The organism is Arthrobacter sp. K4-10C (assembly GCF_059090085.1).
The window spans coordinates 268,538-289,166 of record NZ_JBNHFI010000002.1 but is presented as its reverse complement, the minus strand read 5'-3'; the positions used below and the strand labels follow the sequence as shown (position 1 = coordinate 289,166).

At 66.9% G+C, this 20,629-nt stretch carries 20 protein-coding genes; 8 read left to right on the top strand and 12 right to left on the bottom strand.

The window, feature by feature from the left end:
• Positions 1 to 47: 47 nt before the first annotated feature.
• The 7 genes from AC5RUU_RS03990 to AC5RUU_RS03960 are packed head-to-tail and all read right to left on the bottom strand — an operon-like array spanning position 48 to position 8,013.
• Positions 48 to 887 (bottom strand): HpcH/HpaI aldolase/citrate lyase family protein, encoded by an 840-nt coding sequence (locus AC5RUU_RS03990; protein WP_493973915.1) that lies wholly within the window; start codon positions 885 to 887, stop codon positions 48 to 50.
• Entirely contained in the window at positions 884 to 1,525 is a 642-nt protein-coding gene (locus AC5RUU_RS03985) for a MaoC family dehydratase (RefSeq protein WP_493973914.1), read from the bottom strand. Before AC5RUU_RS03985 ends, AC5RUU_RS03990 begins: the two co-directional genes overlap by 4 nt.
• The gene (locus tag AC5RUU_RS03980; protein WP_493973913.1) at positions 1,522 to 2,304 is read right to left on the bottom strand and encodes a CoA transferase subunit B; all 783 of its coding nucleotides are present in this window, start codon (positions 2,302 to 2,304) and stop codon (positions 1,522 to 1,524) included. The genes AC5RUU_RS03985 and AC5RUU_RS03980 overlap by 4 nt, the downstream gene beginning before the upstream one ends.
• A complete protein-coding gene (locus AC5RUU_RS03975) occupies positions 2,301 to 3,068 on the bottom strand; it encodes a CoA transferase subunit A (protein WP_493973912.1) in 768 nt (255 codons plus the stop codon). Before AC5RUU_RS03975 ends, AC5RUU_RS03980 begins: the two co-directional genes overlap by 4 nt.
• A 33-nt stretch (positions 3,069 to 3,101) precedes the next feature.
• Positions 3,102 to 4,265 carry an acyl-CoA dehydrogenase family protein gene (locus AC5RUU_RS03970; RefSeq protein WP_493973911.1) on the bottom strand — a complete coding sequence of 388 codons (1,164 nt, stop codon included), beginning with the start codon at positions 4,263 to 4,265 and terminating at the stop codon, positions 3,102 to 3,104.
• A 3-nt stretch (positions 4,266 to 4,268) separates the two neighbouring features.
• Positions 4,269 to 6,398, bottom strand: coding sequence for an acetyl/propionyl/methylcrotonyl-CoA carboxylase subunit alpha (locus AC5RUU_RS03965; protein ID WP_493973910.1), 2,130 nt, complete (start codon positions 6,396 to 6,398; stop codon positions 4,269 to 4,271).
• A 7-nt stretch (positions 6,399 to 6,405) separates the two neighbouring features.
• A complete protein-coding gene (locus tag AC5RUU_RS03960) occupies positions 6,406 to 8,013 on the bottom strand; it encodes a carboxyl transferase domain-containing protein (RefSeq protein ID WP_493973909.1) in 1,608 nt (535 codons plus the stop codon).
• Positions 8,014 to 8,158: 145 nt separating this feature from the next.
• On the opposite strand from AC5RUU_RS03960, the gene AC5RUU_RS03955 reads away from it, so the two are divergent.
• Positions 8,159 to 8,857 carry an SACE_7040 family transcriptional regulator gene (locus tag AC5RUU_RS03955; RefSeq protein ID WP_493973908.1) on the top strand — a complete coding sequence of 233 codons (699 nt, stop codon included), beginning with the start codon at positions 8,159 to 8,161 and terminating at the stop codon, positions 8,855 to 8,857.
• Between the two features lie 28 nt (positions 8,858 to 8,885).
• Here AC5RUU_RS03955 and AC5RUU_RS03950 read toward each other — a convergent pair whose 3' ends face one another.
• Genes AC5RUU_RS03950 through pdhA form a run of 3 tightly spaced genes read right to left on the bottom strand, consistent with a single transcriptional unit; the run spans position 8,886 to position 12,462 of the window.
• Positions 8,886 to 10,274, bottom strand: a complete 1,389-nt coding sequence (locus AC5RUU_RS03950; RefSeq protein WP_493973907.1) for a dihydrolipoamide acetyltransferase family protein — start codon at positions 10,272 to 10,274, stop codon at positions 8,886 to 8,888.
• Positions 10,275 to 10,282: 8 nt separating this feature from the next.
• Complete coding sequence (locus tag AC5RUU_RS03945; protein WP_493973906.1) at positions 10,283 to 11,293, bottom strand: alpha-ketoacid dehydrogenase subunit beta; 1,011 nt, start codon at positions 11,291 to 11,293, stop codon at positions 10,283 to 10,285.
• A complete protein-coding gene (gene pdhA / locus AC5RUU_RS03940; protein WP_493973905.1) occupies positions 11,293 to 12,462 on the bottom strand; it encodes a pyruvate dehydrogenase (acetyl-transferring) E1 component subunit alpha in 1,170 nt (389 codons plus the stop codon). Before pdhA ends, AC5RUU_RS03945 begins: the two co-directional genes overlap by 1 nt.
• Before the next feature lie 192 nt (positions 12,463 to 12,654).
• Here pdhA and AC5RUU_RS03935 point away from each other — a divergent pair, with 192 nt between their 5' ends.
• Together AC5RUU_RS03935 and AC5RUU_RS03930 are read left to right on the top strand one after the other, a co-directional pair.
• The gene (locus tag AC5RUU_RS03935) at positions 12,655 to 13,122 is read left to right on the top strand and encodes an Lrp/AsnC family transcriptional regulator (protein ID WP_493973904.1); all 468 of its coding nucleotides are present in this window, start codon (positions 12,655 to 12,657) and stop codon (positions 13,120 to 13,122) included.
• 176 nt (positions 13,123 to 13,298) lie between these two features.
• Entirely contained in the window at positions 13,299 to 13,853 is a 555-nt protein-coding gene (locus tag AC5RUU_RS03930) for a hypothetical protein (protein WP_493973903.1), read from the top strand.
• A 115-nt stretch (positions 13,854 to 13,968) separates the two neighbouring features.
• Here AC5RUU_RS03930 and AC5RUU_RS03925 read toward each other — a convergent pair whose 3' ends face one another.
• Both AC5RUU_RS03925 and AC5RUU_RS03920 read right to left on the bottom strand, forming a co-directional pair.
• Positions 13,969 to 15,585: a monocarboxylic acid transporter gene (locus AC5RUU_RS03925; RefSeq protein WP_493973902.1), complete on the bottom strand. Its 1,617-nt coding sequence runs from the start codon at positions 15,583 to 15,585 to the stop codon at positions 13,969 to 13,971.
• A complete protein-coding gene (locus AC5RUU_RS03920) occupies positions 15,582 to 15,962 on the bottom strand; it encodes a DUF485 domain-containing protein (protein WP_493973901.1) in 381 nt (126 codons plus the stop codon). The genes AC5RUU_RS03925 and AC5RUU_RS03920 overlap by 4 nt, the downstream gene beginning before the upstream one ends.
• A 182-nt stretch (positions 15,963 to 16,144) precedes the next feature.
• Here AC5RUU_RS03920 and AC5RUU_RS03915 point away from each other — a divergent pair, with 182 nt between their 5' ends.
• Genes AC5RUU_RS03915 through AC5RUU_RS03895 form a run of 5 tightly spaced genes read left to right on the top strand, consistent with a single transcriptional unit; the run spans position 16,145 to position 20,622 of the window.
• A complete protein-coding gene (locus AC5RUU_RS03915) occupies positions 16,145 to 17,326 on the top strand; it encodes a sensor histidine kinase (RefSeq protein ID WP_493973900.1) in 1,182 nt (393 codons plus the stop codon).
• A 35-nt stretch (positions 17,327 to 17,361) separates the two neighbouring features.
• Positions 17,362 to 18,078 carry a LytR/AlgR family response regulator transcription factor gene (locus tag AC5RUU_RS03910; RefSeq protein WP_493973899.1) on the top strand — a complete coding sequence of 239 codons (717 nt, stop codon included), beginning with the start codon at positions 17,362 to 17,364 and terminating at the stop codon, positions 18,076 to 18,078.
• The gene (locus AC5RUU_RS03905) at positions 18,075 to 18,425 is read left to right on the top strand and encodes a DUF485 domain-containing protein (RefSeq protein ID WP_493973898.1); all 351 of its coding nucleotides are present in this window, start codon (positions 18,075 to 18,077) and stop codon (positions 18,423 to 18,425) included. The genes AC5RUU_RS03910 and AC5RUU_RS03905 overlap by 4 nt, the downstream gene beginning before the upstream one ends.
• 21 nt (positions 18,426 to 18,446) lie before the next feature.
• Complete coding sequence (locus AC5RUU_RS03900) at positions 18,447 to 19,913, top strand: sodium/solute symporter (RefSeq protein ID WP_493973897.1); 1,467 nt, start codon at positions 18,447 to 18,449, stop codon at positions 19,911 to 19,913.
• Between the two features lie 19 nt (positions 19,914 to 19,932).
• The gene (locus AC5RUU_RS03895) at positions 19,933 to 20,622 is read left to right on the top strand and encodes a hypothetical protein (protein ID WP_493974020.1); all 690 of its coding nucleotides are present in this window, start codon (positions 19,933 to 19,935) and stop codon (positions 20,620 to 20,622) included.
• Positions 20,623 to 20,629 lie beyond the last annotated feature (7 nt).

Genomic DNA, 20,629 nt, shown 5'->3' with positions numbered 1-20,629 from the left:
GGCGCCGGGCGCCTTAAGCGTGTGGGCGCCTTGCGCATGCCGGCGCCTTACGCATGCTGGCCGGCACGGCGGATGACGGCCTCGGCGTGCTTGAGGATGGGGCCGTCGACCATCTTTCCGTTGTACTGGAAGACGCCGGAACCGGCGGCACGGGCGGCCTGGAGAAGGGCTGCAGCCTCCGTAACGTCAGCCTCGGACGGGGCATAGGCACCGCGCACCACGGCGGCCTGGCTGGGATGGATGCAGGCCTTGGAACTGAAACCTGATGCCACGGCGTCGGCCGCTTCCGCGGCCAGGCCGGCGAGGTCAGGGATGTTCACGTACACCGCGTCCACCGCTTCCTTGCCGAAAGCCCGGGCGGCCAGCAGCACCGACGAACGCGCCTGCAGCGCCACGGCCCGGTAAGAGCCGTCATCGTTCCTGCTTGAGGTCCCGCCCAGCGTTGCCAGCAGGTCCTCGGCTCCCCACATCAGTGCCACCACGTTCGGCGCGGCCGCGACGGCGGGGGCGTTCACCACCCCCAGGGCCGTTTCGCACAGTGCAATGACCTGGTACCCGTCAAGCGCCTCCAGCTGCTCTGCGCTCTCCGCCTTGGCCAGCATGACGGTGCGGTACGGGGTGTGGGCGAGGCAATGAAGGTCCTTTTCGAACTCCTCGGTCCCGGCCGGGTTCAGACGGATGATGGTCCTGCTGGGATCCAGCTCGGGCTCGTCGCCGGTGGCCCCCACCTGGGCGAGGATGGCGCCGCGGGCACGCTGCTTGTCCGCGGGCGCCACAGCATCTTCGAGGTCCAGGATCACGGCGTCGGCGCGCGTAGCGGCCTTTTGGTAGCGTTCGGGCCGGTCAGCGGGGCAAAACAGCAGGGCGGGTCCCATCACAAAGGTCATACCTGCATTCTCTCCTGCCCGTCCCCATGGCCGCTCTCCTGGCGGGTTTCATCGCCAGCCTCCTTCGTGCCGCGCTGGCGCGCATGAGCCTCCCGCGTCCACATCAGGCAGCTCCGGGTGGCCAGCGCCACCACGGTGCCGTCCTGGTTCCTGCCGGTGTGCTGCATGGTGGCGATCCCCTGGCCGGGCCTGGAGTCGGACAGCCTTTTTCCGGTGACCAGCGTCTCCGTGTAGAGGGTGTCCCCGTGGTACAGCGGATGCGGGAAGGACACGTCCGTGAGCCCCAACTGGGCGACGATGGTGCCCTGGGTCAGCTGGCTGACGGACTGGCCCACCACGGTGGCGAGCGTGAACATCGAGTTCACGAGCCGCTGGCCGAAGGGCTGGCCGGCACTCCAGGCCGCATCCAGGTGCAGGGCCTGGGTGTTCATGGTGAGGGTGGTGAAGAGGACGTTGTCCGCCTCCGTCACTGTCCTGCCCGGACGGTGGGCGTAGAGGACGCCCTCCTCCAGCTCGTCGAAATACAGCCCGCGCTGCTCGATGACCCGCGGCCCGCCGTCGGCTGGGCCTGCTGTCCCGGAAGTTTCTCCTGCCGGTTGGGTGGTTGGGCCTGGCGAAACCTTTTGATGGCCGGTCATACGGTGAGTTCCCGGTCTTCCTCGAACAGCTCCGCACCGGTGGCGGCGGCAACGTCCTCCACGGAAACGTTCGGGGCCAGCTCCCGCAGGACCAGCCGGGACCCGGAAGCGTCTGCAACCACATCGATGACCGCGAGGTCCGTGATGATCCGGTCCACGCAGCCCTGGCCGGTCAAAGGCAGCGAACACCGCCGGACAATCTTGGGGTTGCCGTTCCGGTCCACGTGCTCCATCATCACGATGACCTTCTTGGCCCCGAAGACCAGGTCCATCGCCCCGCCCATGCCCTTGACCATCTTGCCCGGAATCATCCAGTTGGCCAGGTCGCCATTCGCCGCCACCTCCATGGCCCCGAGGACTGCGACGTCCACGTGGCCGCCGCGGATCATCCCGAACGACGATGCGGAGTCGAAGAACGCCGCGCCCTTGTTCACCGTGACGGTTTCCTTGCCGGCGTTGATCAGGTCCGGATCTACCGCATCCTCCGCCGGGTACGGCCCGACCCCCAGGATTCCGTTCTCGGAGTGGAGCACCACCTCCACGCCCTCCGGAATGTAGTTGGGAATGAGCGTGGGCATGCCGATGCCGAGGTTCACATACTGGCCGTTGCTGAGCTCCTTCGCCACCCGGGCGGCGAGCTCATTGCGCGTCCAGCCCCTGGTTTCAGCCGGTGCCGTTGAATCGCCCGGAGCGGCATGCTGCTGGGAGGGGGCCCGCCGGTACTCCGGCCGCACGGCTTCCGGTCGCGGCGCTTCGGGGCTGTTCGGGTCCATGATCATGCTCCTGACTGCTGATTGAGGGCCACGGTCCGCTTCTCGATCCGTTTCTCCCCGCCGGGCGCCACCACCACCCGCTGAACGAAGATGCCGGGGGTATGGATGTGCTCCGGGTCCAGTTCACCGGGCTCCACGAGCTCCTCCACCTCCGCGATGGTGATCCGTCCGGCCATGGCGCACAACGGGTTGAAGTTCATGGCGGTGGCATGGAAGACGAGGTTGCCGTGCCGGTCGCCTTTCCAGGCGTGCACCAGCCCGAAGTCGGGGGTCAGGGACTCCTCCAGGACGTAGTCCACGCCGCTGAAAGAACGCACCTCCTTTGGTGCGGACGCCACCGCAATGCCACCGTCGGCGTCGTACTTTTGTGGCAGGCCGCCTTCGGACACCTGCGTGCCTACTCCCGCCTTCGTGTAGAAGGCCGGGATCCCCGCGCCGCCGGCCCGCAGCTTCTCGGCCAGGGTGCCTTGAGGCGTGAGGACCACCTCCAGTTCACCGGCGAGGTACTGGCGTGCGAACTCCTTGTTCTCGCCAACGTAGGAGCTGATGGTGCGACGGATGCGCCCATCCCGGAGCAGGATGCCCAGCCCCCAGTCATCCACGCCGCAGTTATTGCTGACGGTTTCCAGACCGGATGTGCCGGCACGGTGCAGGGCGTCGATCAGGGTGACCGGAATTCCGCAGAGACCGAACCCGCCCACGGCCAGGGAGGCGCCGTCGGGGATGTCCGCTACCGCTTCGTCCGCGCTGGCAACAACCTTGTCAATCATCAGTGATCCTCTCAGGCCGGCTACATCCGTTTACTACAGACCCAGTTCGCGGGCGATCAGCATCAGCTGGACCTCCGTGGTGCCCTCCCCCACTTCAAGGATCTTGGAGTCGCGGTAGTGGCGTGCCACGGTGAACTCGTTGATGAAGCCATAGCCGCCGAATACCTGGGTGGCATCCCGCGCGTTGTCCATGGCCGCCTCGCCTGCGACCATCTTAGCGATGGCCGCCTGCGTCTTGAACGGCTTGCCGGCGAGCATGCGGGCAGCCGCATCGTAGTAGGCGAGGCGGGCGGTGTGGGCCCGGGCCTCCATGCGTGCGATCTTGAACGAGATGGCCTGGTACTTGCCGATCTCGTTTCCGAAGGCCCTGCGCTCCTTCGCATACCTGACTGAAAGGTCCGCACAGCCCTGCGCCGCACCGGTGGCCAGCGCCGCGATGGCAATGCGCCCCTCGTCGAGGATGGAGAGGAAGTTCGCGTATCCCCGGCCTTCGATTCCCAGCAGGTTCGCTTCGGGGACCCTGACGTCCTTAAGGGTGAGCGGGTGCGTATCGGAGGCGTTCCAGCCCACCTTGTTGTACGGCTTTTCCGCCTTGAAGCCGGGGGTGTCGGTGGGCACCAGGATGGTGGAGATCTCCTTCTGCACAGTCCCGTCGGGGCGTTCCTTCTGGCCTGTGACGGCCGTGACCGTCACCAGGCGGGTGATGTCGGTCCCGGAGTTGGTGATGAACTCCTTGTTGCCGTTGATCAACCAGTTCCCGGCGTCCCGCCGGGCCGTGGTCTTGGTGCCGCCGGCGTCGGATCCTGCCTCGGGTTCGGTGAGGCCGAAGCCGGCGAGCGCCTGGCCGGACGCCAGCATGGGCAGCCATTCCTGTTTCTGCTCTTCGGTGCCGAAACGGTACACGGGCATGGCGCCCAAGGAGACACCTGCCTCCAGCGTGATGGCCACGGACTGGTCCACCCGTCCCAGCTGCTCCAGCGCCAGGGCGAGGGCGAAGTAGTCCCCGCCCATGCCGCCGAACTCTTCGGGGAAGGGCAGGCCGAACAGTCCCATCTCAGCCATCTGCTTCACCACCTCATACGGGAAGCTGTGCTCCTCGTCGTGCTTTGCCGATACCGGGGCCACTACATTGTCCGCAAAGTCCCGCACGGTATCGCTGAGGTCCTGGTACTCCTCGGTGAGTTCAACGCCTGGCATTTGTTAGGCTCCTTCGCCTGTTGTGGGATTGTCGTAGGGAGGTTCTGCGGCTGCCGGGTGGACGGTGGCGAGGACCTGGTCCGCCCTCACCAGTTCACCGGGACGAACGCTGAGGTGCACCGTTCCGCCCAGCGGGGCGAGCAGCTGGTGTTCCATCTTCATGGCCTCCACCGAGACCAGGACCTGGCCCGCGTCCACGGCGTCGCCGTCGTTGACCGGGACCGACACCACGGTGCCGGGCATCGGAGAACGCACCGCCGGGTCAGCGGACCCCTCATCCCGCTGTACCGCCGCGAGGATCCGCTCGAGCCGGGCCTCGCGTGTCAGGACGTCCAGCCGGCAGGACCATCCCTCGTTGCCGAGGAAGAGCCGCAGGTTGCCGTCCTCCGCCAGCGCGTAGCGGTGGACGTCGCCGTCCAGAGCCAGCTCCACGCGGCCCCGCCCCCCAAAGCGCAAGGACGCTGTGCGGCGGGCACCGCCGTCGACCGTCACTGTCGCCGGGCCGGAGCCGACGCCACCGGTAACCTCCACGTCAGCCATGCCGCCCTCGGGAGTCCCAAGGCTGACCCGCCGGGGCGCCGGGGAACCAAGCCGCCAGCCGTTGCGCACCTGCCAGGGCCCCGCCGCAGGAAGCCGCTGCTCCCTGCCGGCCAAGGCATACAGCGCCGCCGCCACCAGTTCGGGCTCACCCGCCCGCCGGAAGGCAAGGTCCGGCATCCTCCGCTCAATCAGGCCGGTATCCAGGCGTCCCGCCCGGACATCCGGGTCGTTGATCAGCAGCCGGAGGTACTCGACGTTGGTGTGCAGGCCCAGTGCGGTGTAGCCGGCGAGCGCGCCGTCCAGAGTGTCCAGCGCGGCGGCCCGGTCCCCGCCCCATGCGATGACCTTGGACATCAGGGGGTCGTAGTTCGAGGACAGCTCTAGCCCTTCGACCAATGAAGAATCGACGCGGACGTTGCCGGGCGTACCGGCCGGCAGTTCGTCCAGCAGGTATACCCTGCCGGTCGAGGGCAGGAAGTTCTTTTCCGGCACTTCGGCGTAGACGCGGGCTTCCACCGCATGGCCGGTCAGTTCGACGTCGGCCTGCCGGACGGCCAGGACCTCCCCTGCTGCGATGCGCACCTGCCATTCCACGAGGTCCAGGCCAGTCACCATCTCCGTGACGGGGTGCTCCACCTGGAGGCGGGTGTTCATTTCCATGAAGTAGAACTGGTCCGGCTCGTCGTCGGAGACCAGGAACTCCACGGTTCCGGCGCCGGTGTAGTTCACGCTGCGGGCGGCGTTGCAGGCTGCCTCGCCAATCCGTGTCCGGATGGCGGCACCGTTGGTGAGGCTCTCCAGCAGGGGTGACGGCGCTTCCTCGATGACCTTCTGGTGCCGCCGCTGCAGGGAACACTCCCGCTCGCCCAGGTGGATGACGTTGCCGTGGCTGTCTGCCAGCACCTGCACCTCGATGTGGCGCGGGCTGGTCACCAGGCGTTCCAGGAACAACGTGTCGTCGCCAAAGGCGCTTGCCGCCACCCGCCGGGCCGTGGCCAGGACAGCCGAAAGGTCCTCTGCCTTGTCCACCGCGTGCATCCCCTTCCCGCCGCCACCGGCGGAGGGCTTGATCAGGAGCGGGAATCCGACGCCGGCCGCGGCCTCGGCCAGTTCGGCGTCCGTCATTCCGGGGCGGGCCACACCGGGAACCACGGGGACGCCATATCCGGCCACGTGGTTCTTGGAGCGGATCTTGTCACCCATCACATTGAGTGCTTCCACGCCGGGGCCGATGAAGGTGATCCCCGCATCTTCCAGGGCCCGGGCAAAGTCGGCGTTCTCGCTGAGGAAGCCGTAGCCCGGGTGCACCGCCTCGGCGCCTGTTTTCCGGCAGGCAGCGAGCACGGCCTCGATGTTGAGGTAGCTTTCGGCGGCAGGGGCCGGGCCGATGCGCACCGAAGTGTCGGCTTCGCGCACGTGCCGTGCGCCGGCGTCGGCATCGCTGTACACGGCGACCGAACGGATGCCGAGGGCACGCAGCGTCCGGATCACCCGGCAGGCGATTTCGCCACGGTTGGCTACCAGCACGGTACCGAACAGCGGGGCCCCGCCCACGGGCATGGCCGGTGTTGAGACGTCAGTTGGTGCGGTCATGGCAGGCTCACATCCGGAAGAGGCCGAAGGAAGTGTCCGGCAGCGCGGTGCGGGACACGACGTCGAGCGCCAGTCCCAGGACGGTGCGGGTGTCTGCGGGGTCGATCACGCCGTCATCCCACAGGCGGGCGGTGGAGTAGTAGGGACTCCCTTGGTCCTCGTACTGCCGGCGGATGGGGGCCTTGAACTCCTCCTCGTCCCGTTCCGGCCATTCCTCCCCCGCCGCTTCGTACTGGTCCCGTTTGACGGTAGCCAGCACGCTGGCGGCCTGGTTGCCGCCCATCACGGAAATCCGGGCCGCGGGCCACATCCAAAGAAACCTCGGGGAGTAGGCCCGGCCGCACATGGAGTAGTTGCCCGCCCCGAAGGAGCCGCCGATCACCACCGTCAGCTTGGGGACCCTGGCCGTGGCCACGGCAGTGACCATCTTGGCCCCGTTCTTGGCTATGCCGCCCTGCTCCGCGTCCCGGCCCACCATGAAGCCAGAGATGTTCTGGAGGAAAATCAGCGGGATTCCGCGCTGGTCACAGAGTTCGATGAAGTGCGCGCCTTTGAGGGAGGACTCGCTGAACAGCACACCGTTATTGGCCACGATTCCCACGGGATGCCCGTGCAGCCGGGCGAAACCGGTGACCAGCGTGGTGCCGTAGTCCTTCTTGAACTCATGGAATGTGCTGCCGTCGACCAGCCTGGCGATGACTTCATGCACGTCGTAGGCGGCGTTGACGTCCGTGGGCACGGCCCCGTACAGATCCTCCGTCCGGGCGGCAGGTTCGACGGCGGATTCAACTTGCCAGGCGGGCGGCGCCGGCAGCGGCAGCGTAGCCACGATGTCGCGGATTATCTGCAGCGCATGGTCATCGTTTTCCGCCAGATGGTCGGTCACGCCGGAGATTCTCGAGTGCACGTCCCCACCGCCCAGCTCCTCGGCGGTGACAATCTCGCCAATGGCGGCCTTCACCAGCGGCGGACCCCCCAGGAAGATGGTCCCCTGGTTGCGGACGATGACTGTCTCGTCGCTCATGGCCGGGACGTAGGCGCCCCCCGCGGTGCAGGAACCCATGACCGCCGCGATCTGGGGAATCTTCGCCGCTGAAAGGCGCGCCTGGTTGTAGAAGATCCGGCCGAAGTGGTCCCTGTCCGGAAAGACCTCGTCCTGTTTGGGCAGGAACGCTCCGCCGGAATCCACGAGGTAGATGCATGGGAGCCTGTTTTCAAAGGCGATCTCCTGGGCACGAAGGTGCTTTTTGACGGTCATCGGGTAGTACGTGCCGCCCTTGACGGTGGCGTCGTTGGAGACCACCAGCACGTGGCGGCCGTGCACCAGCCCGATACCGGCGATGACGCCCGCCCCCGGGGCTTCGTCGTTGTACATCCCGTTGGCTGCCAGCGGGGCAATCTCGAGGAGGGGGCTGCCGTCGTCCAGCAACTGGTCGATGCGGTCCCGGGGCAGCAGCTTGCCCCTGTCCACGTGGCGTTCCCGGGCCTTTTGTGGACCGCCCAGGGCTGCGTCGGCCAGTCTTTTCCGGAGGTCCTCCGCCAACTCCTTCTGGGCCTGGCTGTTGGCACTGAACGCCTCGCTGGCCGGGTCGAGCCTGCTGACAAGGGTCTCCATTGACGGGTCCGTTCCTGTGTCGACCAAGCCGGAATGAACCAACTCGGTTAGTGCCCAATAACTGAAATTCAGGTTAGTCCCTCTTAACTGTGATGTCCAACACGGGGGCCGCCTTGCTAGAATCTGCGGGTCCGAGGAGGAAAAAGTGCCCAGCACCGGTGCCACGCAGACCAGCGAACGCAGCAATGAGACGCAGCGATCAACACAGCGCCCCAATGAGACGCAGCCCAGCCCATCAACACAGCGCAGCAAGGCGAAGGAGAACCGCCGCCAGGCGCTGCTCAGCGCCGCCGCCGCGCTGTTCGCGGTGGACGGGTTCAACAAGGTGTCGCTGGAAGACCTCGGGGCGGCGGCAGGAGTCAGCGGCCCGGCCGTGTACCGTCATTTCCCGGGCAAGCAGGCGGTCCTGGCCGACCTGCTGCTGACGGTCAGCCAGGATCTGCTGGACGGTGGCCGCCAGGTGGTGGAGGCCAGCCCCGATCCCCTGGCCGCCCTGCAGCGGCTGGTGGCGTTCCAGGTGGACTTCGCCCTGGGCAAACCGGACGTCATCCGGGTGCAGGACCGGGATTTCAGCAACCTCTCCGAGCAGGACCAGGCCGCGGTGCGCACCCTTCAGCGCAGCTATGTGGAGGTGTGGGTAGACGTCCTCGCCGGGGTCCACCCGAATGTGGATGCAGCCGAGCTCCGGATGCGGGCACACGCTACGTTCGGCCTTATCAATTCCACCCCCCATTCGGTGCGCAGCCACGGCCGGAGGATATCGGCTGCGGCTGCCCGTCCGCTGCTTGAGGGGATGGCGCTGGCCGCCCTTACCGTCAGCAGTCCCCCGGCACCCCAGGGGTGACTGTAGCGGACGTGCGGGCGGCTTCCCGCTAAACCATCGTCAGAACCATGCCGGGTTCTGCCAGGATCGCGCCCACATCAGCAAGGAACCTGGACCCCTGTTCTCCGTCCACCAGGCGGTGGTCGAAGGAAAGGCTGAGTGTCATGACCTGCCGCAGGGCTACCTCGCCCCGGTACTCCCACGGCATGGTCCGTACCGCCCCGATGGCGAGGATGGCCGCTTCCCCCGGGTTCAGGATGGGAGTCCCCGCATCGATGCCGAAGACACCTATATTCGTGATGGAGATGGTGCCACCGGACAGGTCAGCCGGAGGTGTTTTTCCGGCGCGGGCAGTCTCAGTGAGGGCGGCCAGGGCTTCGGCCAGCTGGTGCAGGGACAGTGCATCGGCGTCCTTGATGTTGGGCACCGTAAGCCCGCGCGGGGTGGCTGCGGCGATGCCCAGGTTCACGTAGTTGAAGGTGACAATCTCATGGCCGGCCTCGTCCCAGCGTGAGTTCAGGCTGGGGTTGCGCCGCAGCGCGATCAGCACGGCCTTTGCGGCCAGGGTCAGGGGCGTGAGCTTTACGTCCGAGAACGCGCTGCTGCCTTTGAGCCTCGCCAGCAGTTCCATGGCGGGTGTGACGTCCACGGTGAGGAACTCGGTGACGTGGGGCGCAGTGAAGGCGCTCTCCACCATCGCCGCCGCCGTGAACTTCCGCACGCCCTTGATGGGCGTCCGGGTCTCCCGCTCCTTCTGCTGCCCGGAAGCGCCCGGGAGCGGCCGGGTGGCATCCGGAGCCCCTGCCGGTTCGCCGCCCAGGAAAGCGTGGACGTCCTCACGGGTGATGAGGCCGTTGGGGCCGGTTCCGGCAACCCTTGCCAGGTCCACCCCGAGGTCCTTGGCCAGCTTGCGCACCGGGGGCGTGGAACGGGGCCGGTCGCCCTGGTGTTCGGGCCCCGGTTCAGCCACCGCGGCTTCCGGCGCGGCAGGACTGGTTTGGACGGGCTCAACCATCGGTGACCTTGCTCCGGCCGAGCCGGCGAGGGGAAAGTTGCGGGCCCGCCGGGCGGGGCGGGCGGAACTTTCGACGACGGCGCCGTACCCGACGAGGTTCGGTTGCCTCTTGGGCGCCTCCCCCTCCGCCTCCCGCACCCCGGCAGCAGTGCCCCCGGCCGCGGAAGGTGGTGTCCCGGCGTCGTCCGCCACTTCGAACGACACGATGGGTTTTCCTACCTCCACGATGGTGCCCGGCTGTTCGTGCAGCTCCTTGATGACCCCCGCGAACGGCGACGGCAGCTCCACCACCGCTTTGGCGGTTTCCACTTCGGCGATCACCTGGTTAAGGCTCACAGTGTCGCCCACTCCGACCTTCCAGCTGAGGATTTCTGACTCGGTGAGCCCCTCGCCCAGGTCCGGGAGCCGGAATTCCTTGATCATGGTGCGGTTCATCCTTCCAGCCCGCTGAGTGAGTTGGGGCGGCCCAGCGCACGGTCCACGCCGTCGAGGATACGGTCCAGGCCTGGAAGGTGGTGCATCTCCAGCTTCGAGTAGGGGTAGGGGATGTCGAAACCGGTGACCCGGACCGGCGCTGCCTCCAGGTGGTAGAAACAGCGCTCGGTAATGCTGGCCGCCACTTCGGCGCCCAGCCCGCCCGACTGGCCCGCCTCGTGCGTAACCACCAGCCGCCCCGTCCGCCGGACGGAGGCAACCACAGTCTCGTAGTCCACCGGCGCCAGCGAGCGCAGATCGATCACCTGGATGGAAATGCCCTCGTCCGCGGCAGCCGTTGCGGCATCCAGAGCAGTCTTGACGAGTGGTCCGTAGGCGACCAAGGTGACATCGGTGCCCTCCGTGAGGACCCGTGCCTGGTCCATGGGAAGGGAAGTGCCCGGGCCGGCGGACTCATCCACGTCGGCTTTGTCGTGGTAGCGCCGTTTGGGTTCGAAGTAGAGGACCGGATCATCACAGGAGACGGCCTGCTGGATGACGGTGTAGGCGTCCTGCGGGTTGGCCACGGTAACCACCCGAAGCCCGGCGGTGTGCGTGAAGTAGGCTTCCGGGGATTCGGAGTGGTGCTCCGGCGAGCCAATGCCTCCGCCGTACGGAACACGGATGGTGATGGGCATCTTCACAGCTCCGCGCGTGCGGTAATGGAGCTTGGCCACCTGGCTGACGATCTGGTCGAAGGCCGGGTAGACGAACCCGTCGAACTGGATTTCCACCACGGGACGGTAGCCCCGGTAGGCGAGGCCGACGGCGGTCCCCACGATGGCGGATTCGGCCAGGGGCGTATCCACCACCCGGTGCTTACCGAAATCTTTCTGCAGCTCGTCCGTCACACGGAACACACCGCCGAGGGTGCCGATATCCTCGCCGAGGAGGACCACCTTCGGATCGTTTTCGAGGGACTTCCGCAGGCCGGCGTTGATGGCGCGGGCAAAGGTCATCTGGGTCATCAGCGTGCACCTTCTTCAAGAGTGGCCCCGGCGGGATCACCGAAGGAGGCCAGGTAACGGGCGTAGTGGTCCTGCTGCCGGTCCAGCCAGGAGTTCGGCATGCTGTAGACGTGCTTGAAAACGTCCAGCGGCTGCGGGTCCGGCATGCCGGTGCAGCCATCGCGCATCTCGCGGGCGACGGCGTCGGCCTTGTCCTTGACCTGCTGTTGCAGGTCTTCGGTCAGCAGCCCCTTCCGGTCCAGGAGCGCCGCCACGCGGCTAATCGGGTCCTTGGCGGCCCAGTCCTCGAGCTCGTTGGGGTCGCGGTAGCGGGTGGGGTCATCGGCCGTGGTGTGTGGACCCATCCGGTAACTGACGGCTTCGATGAAGGTGGGACCGCCTCCCCGCCGCGCCCGGTCCAGGCCGACCCGTGTTGCGGCCATCACCGCCAGGACGTCGTTGCCGTCCACGCGCATGCTGGGGATTCCAAAGCCGGCGGCCCGGTCCGCAAGCTGGATGTGCGACTGGAGCCGGACGGGCTCCGAGATGGCCCAGTGGTTGTTCGTGCAGAAGAACACCACGGGAACCTGGAAGCTGGCGGCGAAGACCATGGCCTCGTTGACGTCACCCTCGCTGGTGGCGCCGTCGCCAAAATAGGTAACGGCCACGGAATCGGCGCCATCGTTCTGGATGCCCATGGCGTAGCCGGTGGCGTGCAGCGTCTGGGCGCCAATGATGATCTGGGGTGTGGCCATGTTGACGGCGTAGGGGTCCCAGCCGGAGGATGCGTTGCCGCGCCACACCCGGACCAGGTCCGTAAGGCCCACGCCCCGGCAGTAGGCCACCCCGTTCTCCCGGTAGCTGGAAAACACAAAGTCGTCAGTGCGCAGGGACCGGCCGGATCCGATCTGCGCAGCCTCCTGGCCGAGCAGCGGCGGCCACAGCGCCAGCTCACCCTGCCGTTGCAAGGCGGTGGCCTCAAGGTCGATGCGCCGGACGACACTCATGTCCTCGAACAGCGAGCAGAGCTGTTCATCCGTGATGTCCCGGACCCAGAAATCGAATTCGGGATGGCTGACCCGCTCCCCCGCAGGGGTGATCAGCTGGACCAGCCCATGTGCCGGTCCGGAGGTACCCTGGGCGTTGTTGGAGGCGTGTGCGCCGCCCTGGCCCGTTTCGTCTGTAGACACGATAGCCCGCAACCTTCTCACGTCGTTGACCCGCAGCCTGGGAACTTGTGGCTCCCGCCTGCGCGCCTCCCGGGCGCCGTTGCCCGGATATTTGTGACCCTACTCACAATGCTCACAGGGTACAACCGCCGCGCCAGTCGTTGAGCATAATGCTCTGTGCGGGGTTCCCTGACCGTGCTAGGTTTGCGCATTATGCAAGCTTTGGATGGCACCGACACCCGGCTGCTGTCCGCCCTCGCAGAGGATCCGCGGAAAACGGTTGTGGCACTCGCCCAGCAGCTCGGCCTCTCCCGGAACACGGTGCAGGCGCGGATGGCCCAACTTGAGAAGAAGCACGTCTTCCTGTCCTTCGAACGCCGAATCAATCCCGCGTCCCTGGGGTATCCCCTCATGGCGTTCATTTCGGTGCACGTGCAGCAGCAGAAGCTCACGCAGCTTGCCGGCCAGCTGGCGGAGATACCGGAGATCCTGGAGGGCTACGGCCTCACCGGGTCCGCCGACCTGTTGCTGCGGGTGGTGGCAGTGGACGCCGAAGACCTCTTCCGGATCAACGGCAAGATCCTGGCATGCAACGGCGTGGAGCGGGCTGACACCGCGCTGGCGATGGGCGAGCTCATTCCGTTCCGCGTACAGCCCCTGCTGGAGCGCGGATCAAGGTAAGCGCGGATCCGTGGACTTGCCGCCACAAGTGAGCGGCGGATACGACGGCGGGAGGCCGGCCCGGCAGCAAGGCGCGGGCGCCCGGGTTATAGGCTGGTCCCAGACATCCGCCGGGAGCCGGAACAAGGCCCCCGCAACCAGGCGGTGCCCAGCACCACTTTTGGAAAGGCTCCACCTTGAGCAGTCCCCAGGAACCATATCAGCCGGGCCATCCCGGCCCCGGGCAGCAGCAGCTTCCCCAACAGCCGGGCCAGTACCCGGCGGGCAGCCCGTTCGGTCTTCCCGGCGGGCAGCCGCCGGCGAGGAAGCGCCCCAGGCTGTGGATCATCCTGACCGCCATCGGCGGCGTCCTGCTGCTCGTGGTCCTCGGCATCGTCATCCTGGTCAACGTGGCGGGCAGCGCCACCAACCAGGCTAAGGGCCTTGCGGACGGCTTCACCAAACTGGTGATCGCCGGCGACAGCTCCAAAGCCTACGATGACTACCTGGACCCCGCACTACAGGAGCAGCTGTCCAAGGAGTCCTTCATTGCCGGCGTCGAAAGCCTGGGCATGGACGAGACCTGCGAGCCGGCCTACAACGATCTCCAGGTAGCCACGGAAAACGGCGTCAAGTCGGCCGACATTGCCGGCCTCATTACGTGCGAGGGCAAGAACGTGGACCTGGCGTACCGGTTCGAGGGCACTGACGAGCTGAAGATGACCAATATCAAGCTGAGGCCTGCGGCGTAACGAAGAGCCGCATTAGGAAGTTGCTGATCCTTTCAGCGCTGAAAGAGCCTCCGTGCCGTTAGATTTCGGCACGGAGGCTCTTTCGTTGTCAGGAATCAGGCGGCTCTTCCGCCGGTCAGTGGTTGACCGCCTTTTCGGCACCAACCCCGGTAAGGGAGCGCACTTCCATTTCCGCCTGTTTGGTGCTGTCCTCGCGCTTCTTATCCAGCACCGTTCCGAGCCAGCCCAGGAGGAAGGCCAGCGGGATGGAGACGATGCCGGGGTTGCTCAGCGGGAAGAATGCGAAGTTGACGTCCTTGATCATGGATGTCGCCCCGCCCGAAACCACCGGGGAGAAGATGATCAGCACGATGGCCGCGCCGAGGCCGCCGTACATGCTCCAGATCGCACCCTGCGTGGTGAACTTCCGCCAGAACAGCGAGTAGATGATGGTGGGCAGGTTGGCCGACGCCGCAACAGCGAACGCCAGGGCCACCAGGAACGCCACGTTCTGCCCGTTGGCGAGGATGCCGCCCAGGATGGCGAGGACGCCGATGACCACGACGGTCCGCCGGGCGACCTTAACCTCGGTGTCGGCGTCCGCCTTGCCCTTGGAAATGACGCTTGCGTAGATGTCATGGGCGAAGGAAGCGGCGGCGGTGATGGTCAGGCCTGCAACCACGGCAAGAATGGTTGCGAACGCCACGGCCGAGATGAAGCCCAGCAGCAGCGGCCCGCCGAGGTAGAAGGCCAGCAGCGGTGCAGCTGCGTTGACTCCGCCCGGGGCGGTCCGAATGGTTTCGGGGCCCACCAGGGCGGCCGCACCATAGCCGAGCACCAGGGTGAACAGGTAGAAGAGGCCGATCAGCCAGATGGCCCACACCACGGATTTGCGGGCTTCCTTGGCCGTGGGGACGGTGTAGAAGCGCATGAGGACGTGAGGCAGAGCCGCCGTTCCCAGTACCAGGGCCAGGCCCAGGGACATGAAGTCCAGCTTGGAGGTTTCGGTCTTGCCGTACTGCAGGCCCGGGTTCAGGACTGCCGGGTTGTTGGCGGTTTCCACTGCGGCGCCCAGCAGGCTTGAGAGGTTGAAGCCGTAGATGGCCAGGACCCAGAGCGTCATGACGGCTGCACCGGCGATCAGCAGGATGGCTTTGATGATCTGGACCCAGGTGGTGCCCTTCATGCCGCCGATCAGGACGTACATGATCATGAGGCCGCCGACGACGATGATCACCAGCGCCTGTCCGCCCCAGTCGCTGATGCCCAGCAGCAGCGAGATGAGGCTGCCTGCGCCTGCCATCTGCGCGAGGAGGTAGAAGAAGCAGACGGCAAGGGTGGAGATGGCGGCGGCGATCCGGACGGGCCGCTGCTTGAGCCGGAATGACAGGACATCCGCCATGGTGAACTTGCCCGTGTTGCGGAGCAGTTCCGCCACCAGGAGCAGCGCCACCAGCCAGGCCACGAGGAAGCCGATGGAGTACATGAAGCCGTCGTACCCGTTGATGGCGATGGCGCCCGTGATGCCCAGGAAGGACGCTGCGGAGAGGTAGTCCCCCGCGATGGCCGTTCCGTTCTGGGAGCCGGTGAAGGAACGCCCGGCGGCGTAGTAGTCGGCGGCGGTCTTGTTGTTCCGGCTGGCGCGGAACACAATCACCATGGTGACGGCTACGAAGAGGCCGAAGACGCCCATGTTGAGCAGCGTGGTGTCCTTGAGGGCGGCGACGTCCACCGCGGCGGCAATGGTGATCATTTGTTGGCTCCTCCCACCCGGTTGCCCTGCTTGTCGAATTCGTGCCCTTCGATCTCGTCCCGGATCTCAGCGGCAATGGGGTCGAGGCGCTTGTTGGAGTAGCTGACGTACCAGCTGGTGATGGCGAACGTGGAAACGAACTGCAGCAGGCCGAGGATCAGCCCGATGTTGATGTTGCCCCACACCTTCGTGGACATGAATCCCACGGCATAATCGGCGAGCAGGACGTAGGCGAAGTACCACAGCAGGAAGGCCACTGCCATGGGGAAGACAAAGCTGCGGTGACGCTTGCGCAGTTCCTGGAACTGCCCGGTCGACTGGACCTGTTCAAAGTCCACGGACGCCGCAGCGTCCGGAGTATGGGCATCGTTACCCATCTTTCCTCCTCCTTGAGACTTGCCGGGACACACCGGCCGGCCTGCCCTGTACAGGGACACCACGGGTGTGACTCCACTCACTGTGCTGTGCGTCCGCCGTCACATTCCAGTAGCAGCGCACCCGTGGTCGCTCAACGGTCGGGATGCTGCGGCAAGCGGCACCCACCGCTACGCTGGGCACCATGCCGGACTCCCCCCTCCTGACCGCCGCGGCCGTGGCCGTGATCGCCATGGCCATCGCCGTCGTCGTCGGCGTGGGACTCAAGGTGCTCCGCTCCTTCCGTGACCTGGGCACGGATGCCGAGCGGGCCACCTACCACACCCTCCACGCAGCGTCCCAGGCGGGCCAGCACCTCCGGCGCGGCCTGAATCCGGCCGGCGCGGCGAAAGCCAGCCGCCAGCTGCGCACCCTGCTTGGTTCCGACGCGCTGGCCATTACGGACACCTCGGGCGTCCTGGCCTGGGACGGATCCGGTGAAGAGCTCAAACCCCGCGTGATGGAACTAGCCGCACCTGTCCTGGCAGGCGGCCGCACAGCGGTGCTGGCGGCCGGCACGGACGGCACGGGCGGCAACCTGGCAGCCGTGATCGCGCCCGTCCGGGCGGCCTCAAGGGTGGTGGGGGCCGTCGCGGCCTTCGCGCCGGCCGCCGGAGCCGGCCTGGTGCGCGCTACCGGAGAGGTGGCGGACTGGGTGGCCGCGCAGGTGGAGCTGGCGGAGCTGGAGGCGTCCCGGACCCTGCTGATGGAGGCCGAGGTACGTGCCCTGCGCGCCCAGATCAGCCCGCATTTCATCTACAACTCACTCAACGCCATTGCCTCCTTCATCAACACGGACCCCCAGAGGGCGCGGGAGCTGGTGGTGGAGTTCGCGGATTTCACCCGGTATTCCTTCCGCCGGCACGGGGACTTCACCACGCTCGCCGAGGAACTGCGCTGCATAGACCGCTACCTGCTGCTGGAGCGGGCCCGGTTTGGCGAGCGGGTGCAGGTCAGCCTGCGGGTCGCACCAGAGGTGCTCAGCACGGTGATTCCGTTCCTCAGCCTGCAGCCGCTGGTGGAGAACGCCGTCCGGCACGGGCTGGAGGCCAAGGAAGGGCCGGGCCATGTAAGCATCACCGCGGACGACGCCGGCGCTTTTGCCGAGGTGACCATCGAGGACGACGGCGTGGGCATGGACCCGGAACAACTCACGTCAATGCTCGCGGGCCATACTGACGGGGAGCATGTGGGGCTGCGGAACGTGGACGCCCGGCTCCGCCAGGTCTACGGCAACGACCACGGCCTGGTGATCGAAACGGCTCCGGGCGAAGGCACCCTGATCACCATGCGGGTCCCCAAGTCCCAGCCGGGGCATGACGCCTGACCCGGGTCCCGCTGCCGGAAAGCTAACCTAGGAGCATGATTAACGTCCTCGTCGTTGATGATGAGCTGCCCGCCGTGGAAGAACTCGCATTCCTGCTGGGCAGGGACGGCCGCATCGGCAAAATCCTCCGCGCCACGTCCGGCACCGAAGCCCTCCGGGCCCTATCCACCGGTTCCGTGGATGCGGTCTTCCTCGACATCCACATGCCGGCCGTATCCGGCCTGGACATCGCCCGCGCCATCTCCGCGAGCAGCCATCCGCCCGCCGTTGTGTTTGTCACAGCAGACGAGGAACACGCCCTGGCGGCCTTCGAACTGGCCGCCGTCGACTACCTCCTCAAGCCCGTCCGCGCCGAGCGCCTGGCCCGTTCGGTGGGCCGCATCACGGAGCTGCGCGACGGCGACAGCTCGCCGGAGATGATCACGGTGGACCAGGGCGGCACCACCAGGATGATCAGGCGCGACGACGTCACTTACGTGCAGGCACAGGGAGACTACGCCCGGCTCCACACAGCCGACGCCAGCTACCTGATCAGGGTGCCGTTGGCCGATCTCGAACAGCAGTGGGCGGATGCCGGCTTCATCCGCACGCACCGTTCCTACCTGGTGGCGCTCAAGCATGTCACCTCCATGAAGCTGGCCGCCGACGGTCCCTGCGTCACGGTGGCAGGTGCCAGCCTTCCCATCAGCAGGCGCCACCTGCCCTCCGTGCGGGAGAAGCTCGAGGCCACCCGGATCAGGCCAACCTCATGACCAGGGTGCGCGTGACCGCTCCCGCCACAGCACCCCGGGCTGCCCGGGAGACACGGGAAGCGGCGCTGGAATCGGATGTGGGCCAGGTCTTCGTCCGGTCACTGATCAGGTCCCAGCTGCGGCTGGCCCTGGTGGTGGCCGGCGGCTTCCTGCTGATCCTTGGCGCGTTTCCGCTGCTGCTGGCGACAGTTCCGGGCCTTGCCGGGACCCGGCTGGCGGGAATCCCGTTCGGCTGGCTCCTGCTGGGTGCCGGGATCTATCCGGTAATGGGGCTGAGTGCATGGCTGTATATCCGGACGGCTGCCCGCAACGAGGCCCGCTACCGCGACCTGGCCGGTGACCAGTGAGCAGGGACCGGTGACTGCTCCGTGAGTCCCGGTGTTGCCATTGCCGCCCTGGCCCTGGTTTCCGTGGCCACCGCCGTCATCGGCTTTTATGGCCTGCGGATCTCCCGCACCACCGGTGACTTCTACGTGGCATCCCGGACCGTCCGCCCCTGGTGGAACGCTTCCGCCATCGGTGGTGAGTACCTGTCCGCCGCGAGCTTCCTGGGAGTGGCGGGCCTCATCCTCCTGTCCGGAACCGATGCGCTGTGGTTCCCGGTGGGATATACGGCCGGGTACCTGATGCTGCTGTTGTTCGTCGCCGCGCCGCTGCGGCGTTCCGGCGCTTACACAATTCCTGACTTCACCGAGGCCCGGCTGGACTCCAGGCAGGTCCGCAAGGTCACCAGCCTGGTGGTGGTCCTCGTGGGATGGCTCTACATCGTGCCCCAACTCCACGGCGCCGCGCTGACCATCCGGATCACCACCGGCCTGCCGTCCTGGGTTGGGTCCGTGGCGGTGGTGATCGTCGTTTGCCTCACGGTGGTTGCCGGCGGCATGCGCTCCATCACGTTCGTGCAGGCCTTCCAGTACTGGCTCAAACTGACTGCCCTGGCGGTGCCGGTCGTGTTCATCGTGTTCATGCTGGCAGGCAACGGGACCCCGGAGCTCTCACCGCCCGCCGTCAATCCCACCGGCGCGCCGCCTGCCGGGCTGTACCAGAACGTGTCCTTGCTGGTGGCGCTGCTCTTCGGCACGCTGGGGCTGCCGCACGTCCTGGTCCGCTTCTACACCAATCCGGACGGGCAGTCGGCACGGCGTACCACCCTCATCGTCCTGGGGCTGCTCTCGGTCTTTTACCTGTTCCCGACCGCCTATGGCCTGGTGGCGCGAATGTTTGCCCCGGGCCTTGCACGCGCGGGACAGGCCGATGCCATGGTGCTCCTGCTCCCGGGCGAACTCGTGGGCGGGACAGCCGGGGAGTTGCTCTCCGCGCTGGTGGTGGCAGGGGCGTTCGCGGCGTTCCTGTCCACCACCTCGGGCCTGGTGGTTTCCCTGGCCGGCGTCATCAGCCAGGACGTCCTCGGCGCCGGCGTTGGCGGCTTCCGCGTCGCGGCGCTGCTGTCCGCCGTCGTGCCGCTGGGGTTTGCCCTGATGACCGATTCCTTTGCCCTGGCCGGCAGCGTGGGCCTGGTGTTCGCCTTCACGGCCTCCACCGTCTGCCCGGTCCTGCTCCTGGGCATCTGGTGGCGGGGCCTGACGGACGTTGGGGCCGTCGCCGGCATGGTGACCGGCGGGCTCCTGTGTGGCGGGGCAATGATCACCGGCGCGGTGGCGGGCGCTGCGAACACACCGGCATGGCTCGCGCAGCCGGCGGCGTGGAGCGTGCCCACGGCCTTCGCGGTCATGGTGCTGGTTTCCCGCGCCACCGCCGGCCGGGTGCCGAAAACCATGGCCCGGGTCATGACCCGTCTCCATACCCCGGAGCGGCCGCTGGCCACTGAACGGTGATTGGGTGGACAATGACGCCATGTCCACCGACGGCGGAAGTCCGTTGGGCCGGCAGGAGCCGGTTCCTCCGGCCGTGCGGGCCCAACTGCTCGCCACCGAGCACTGGGGCCTGCTGGCATCCCGCAGCACCACGCAGAGCGAGGTGCTCACCCGGATCAGCATGTTCCTGACGTTCACGTCAGCGAGTGTGGTGAGCATGGCGTTAGTGGGTCAGGCCACCAGGTTTTCGGACGCGTTCGTCATGGTGGCCGTGATTGTCCTGTGCATCGATGTGGCCATGGGGCTGCTCACCCAGGTGCGGGTCCTGAACGTGGCGCAGGAGGACCTGATGTACGTCACCGCCATGAACAGGCTGCGGGCCGCCTACGTCGATCTGGACCCGGGGTTGGCTCCCTATCTGATGGCGGCTTACCATGACGACGAGGCGGGATCCTCCCGGACCTATTTCTTCTTCGGAAACAGGAGCTCCCTCAGCCATCTGGCCGGCAGCAGCATGCTCTTCATGACGGCCGCCAATGCCGCACTCATCGCCATCCTTGCGAGTCTGCTGCTGACGCTTTCAGGGGCGGGAACGACGGCGGCAGTGATTGTTGGAGCGGTGGGCGGGCTGACGTTCCTGGCGGCTTCGGCCTACTTCGGATACCGCGGCTACCGGGGCGTGTGGGAGCGGCACGCACCGTTGTCCCCGACCACACCTGGCGAAAATTAACCTGCCT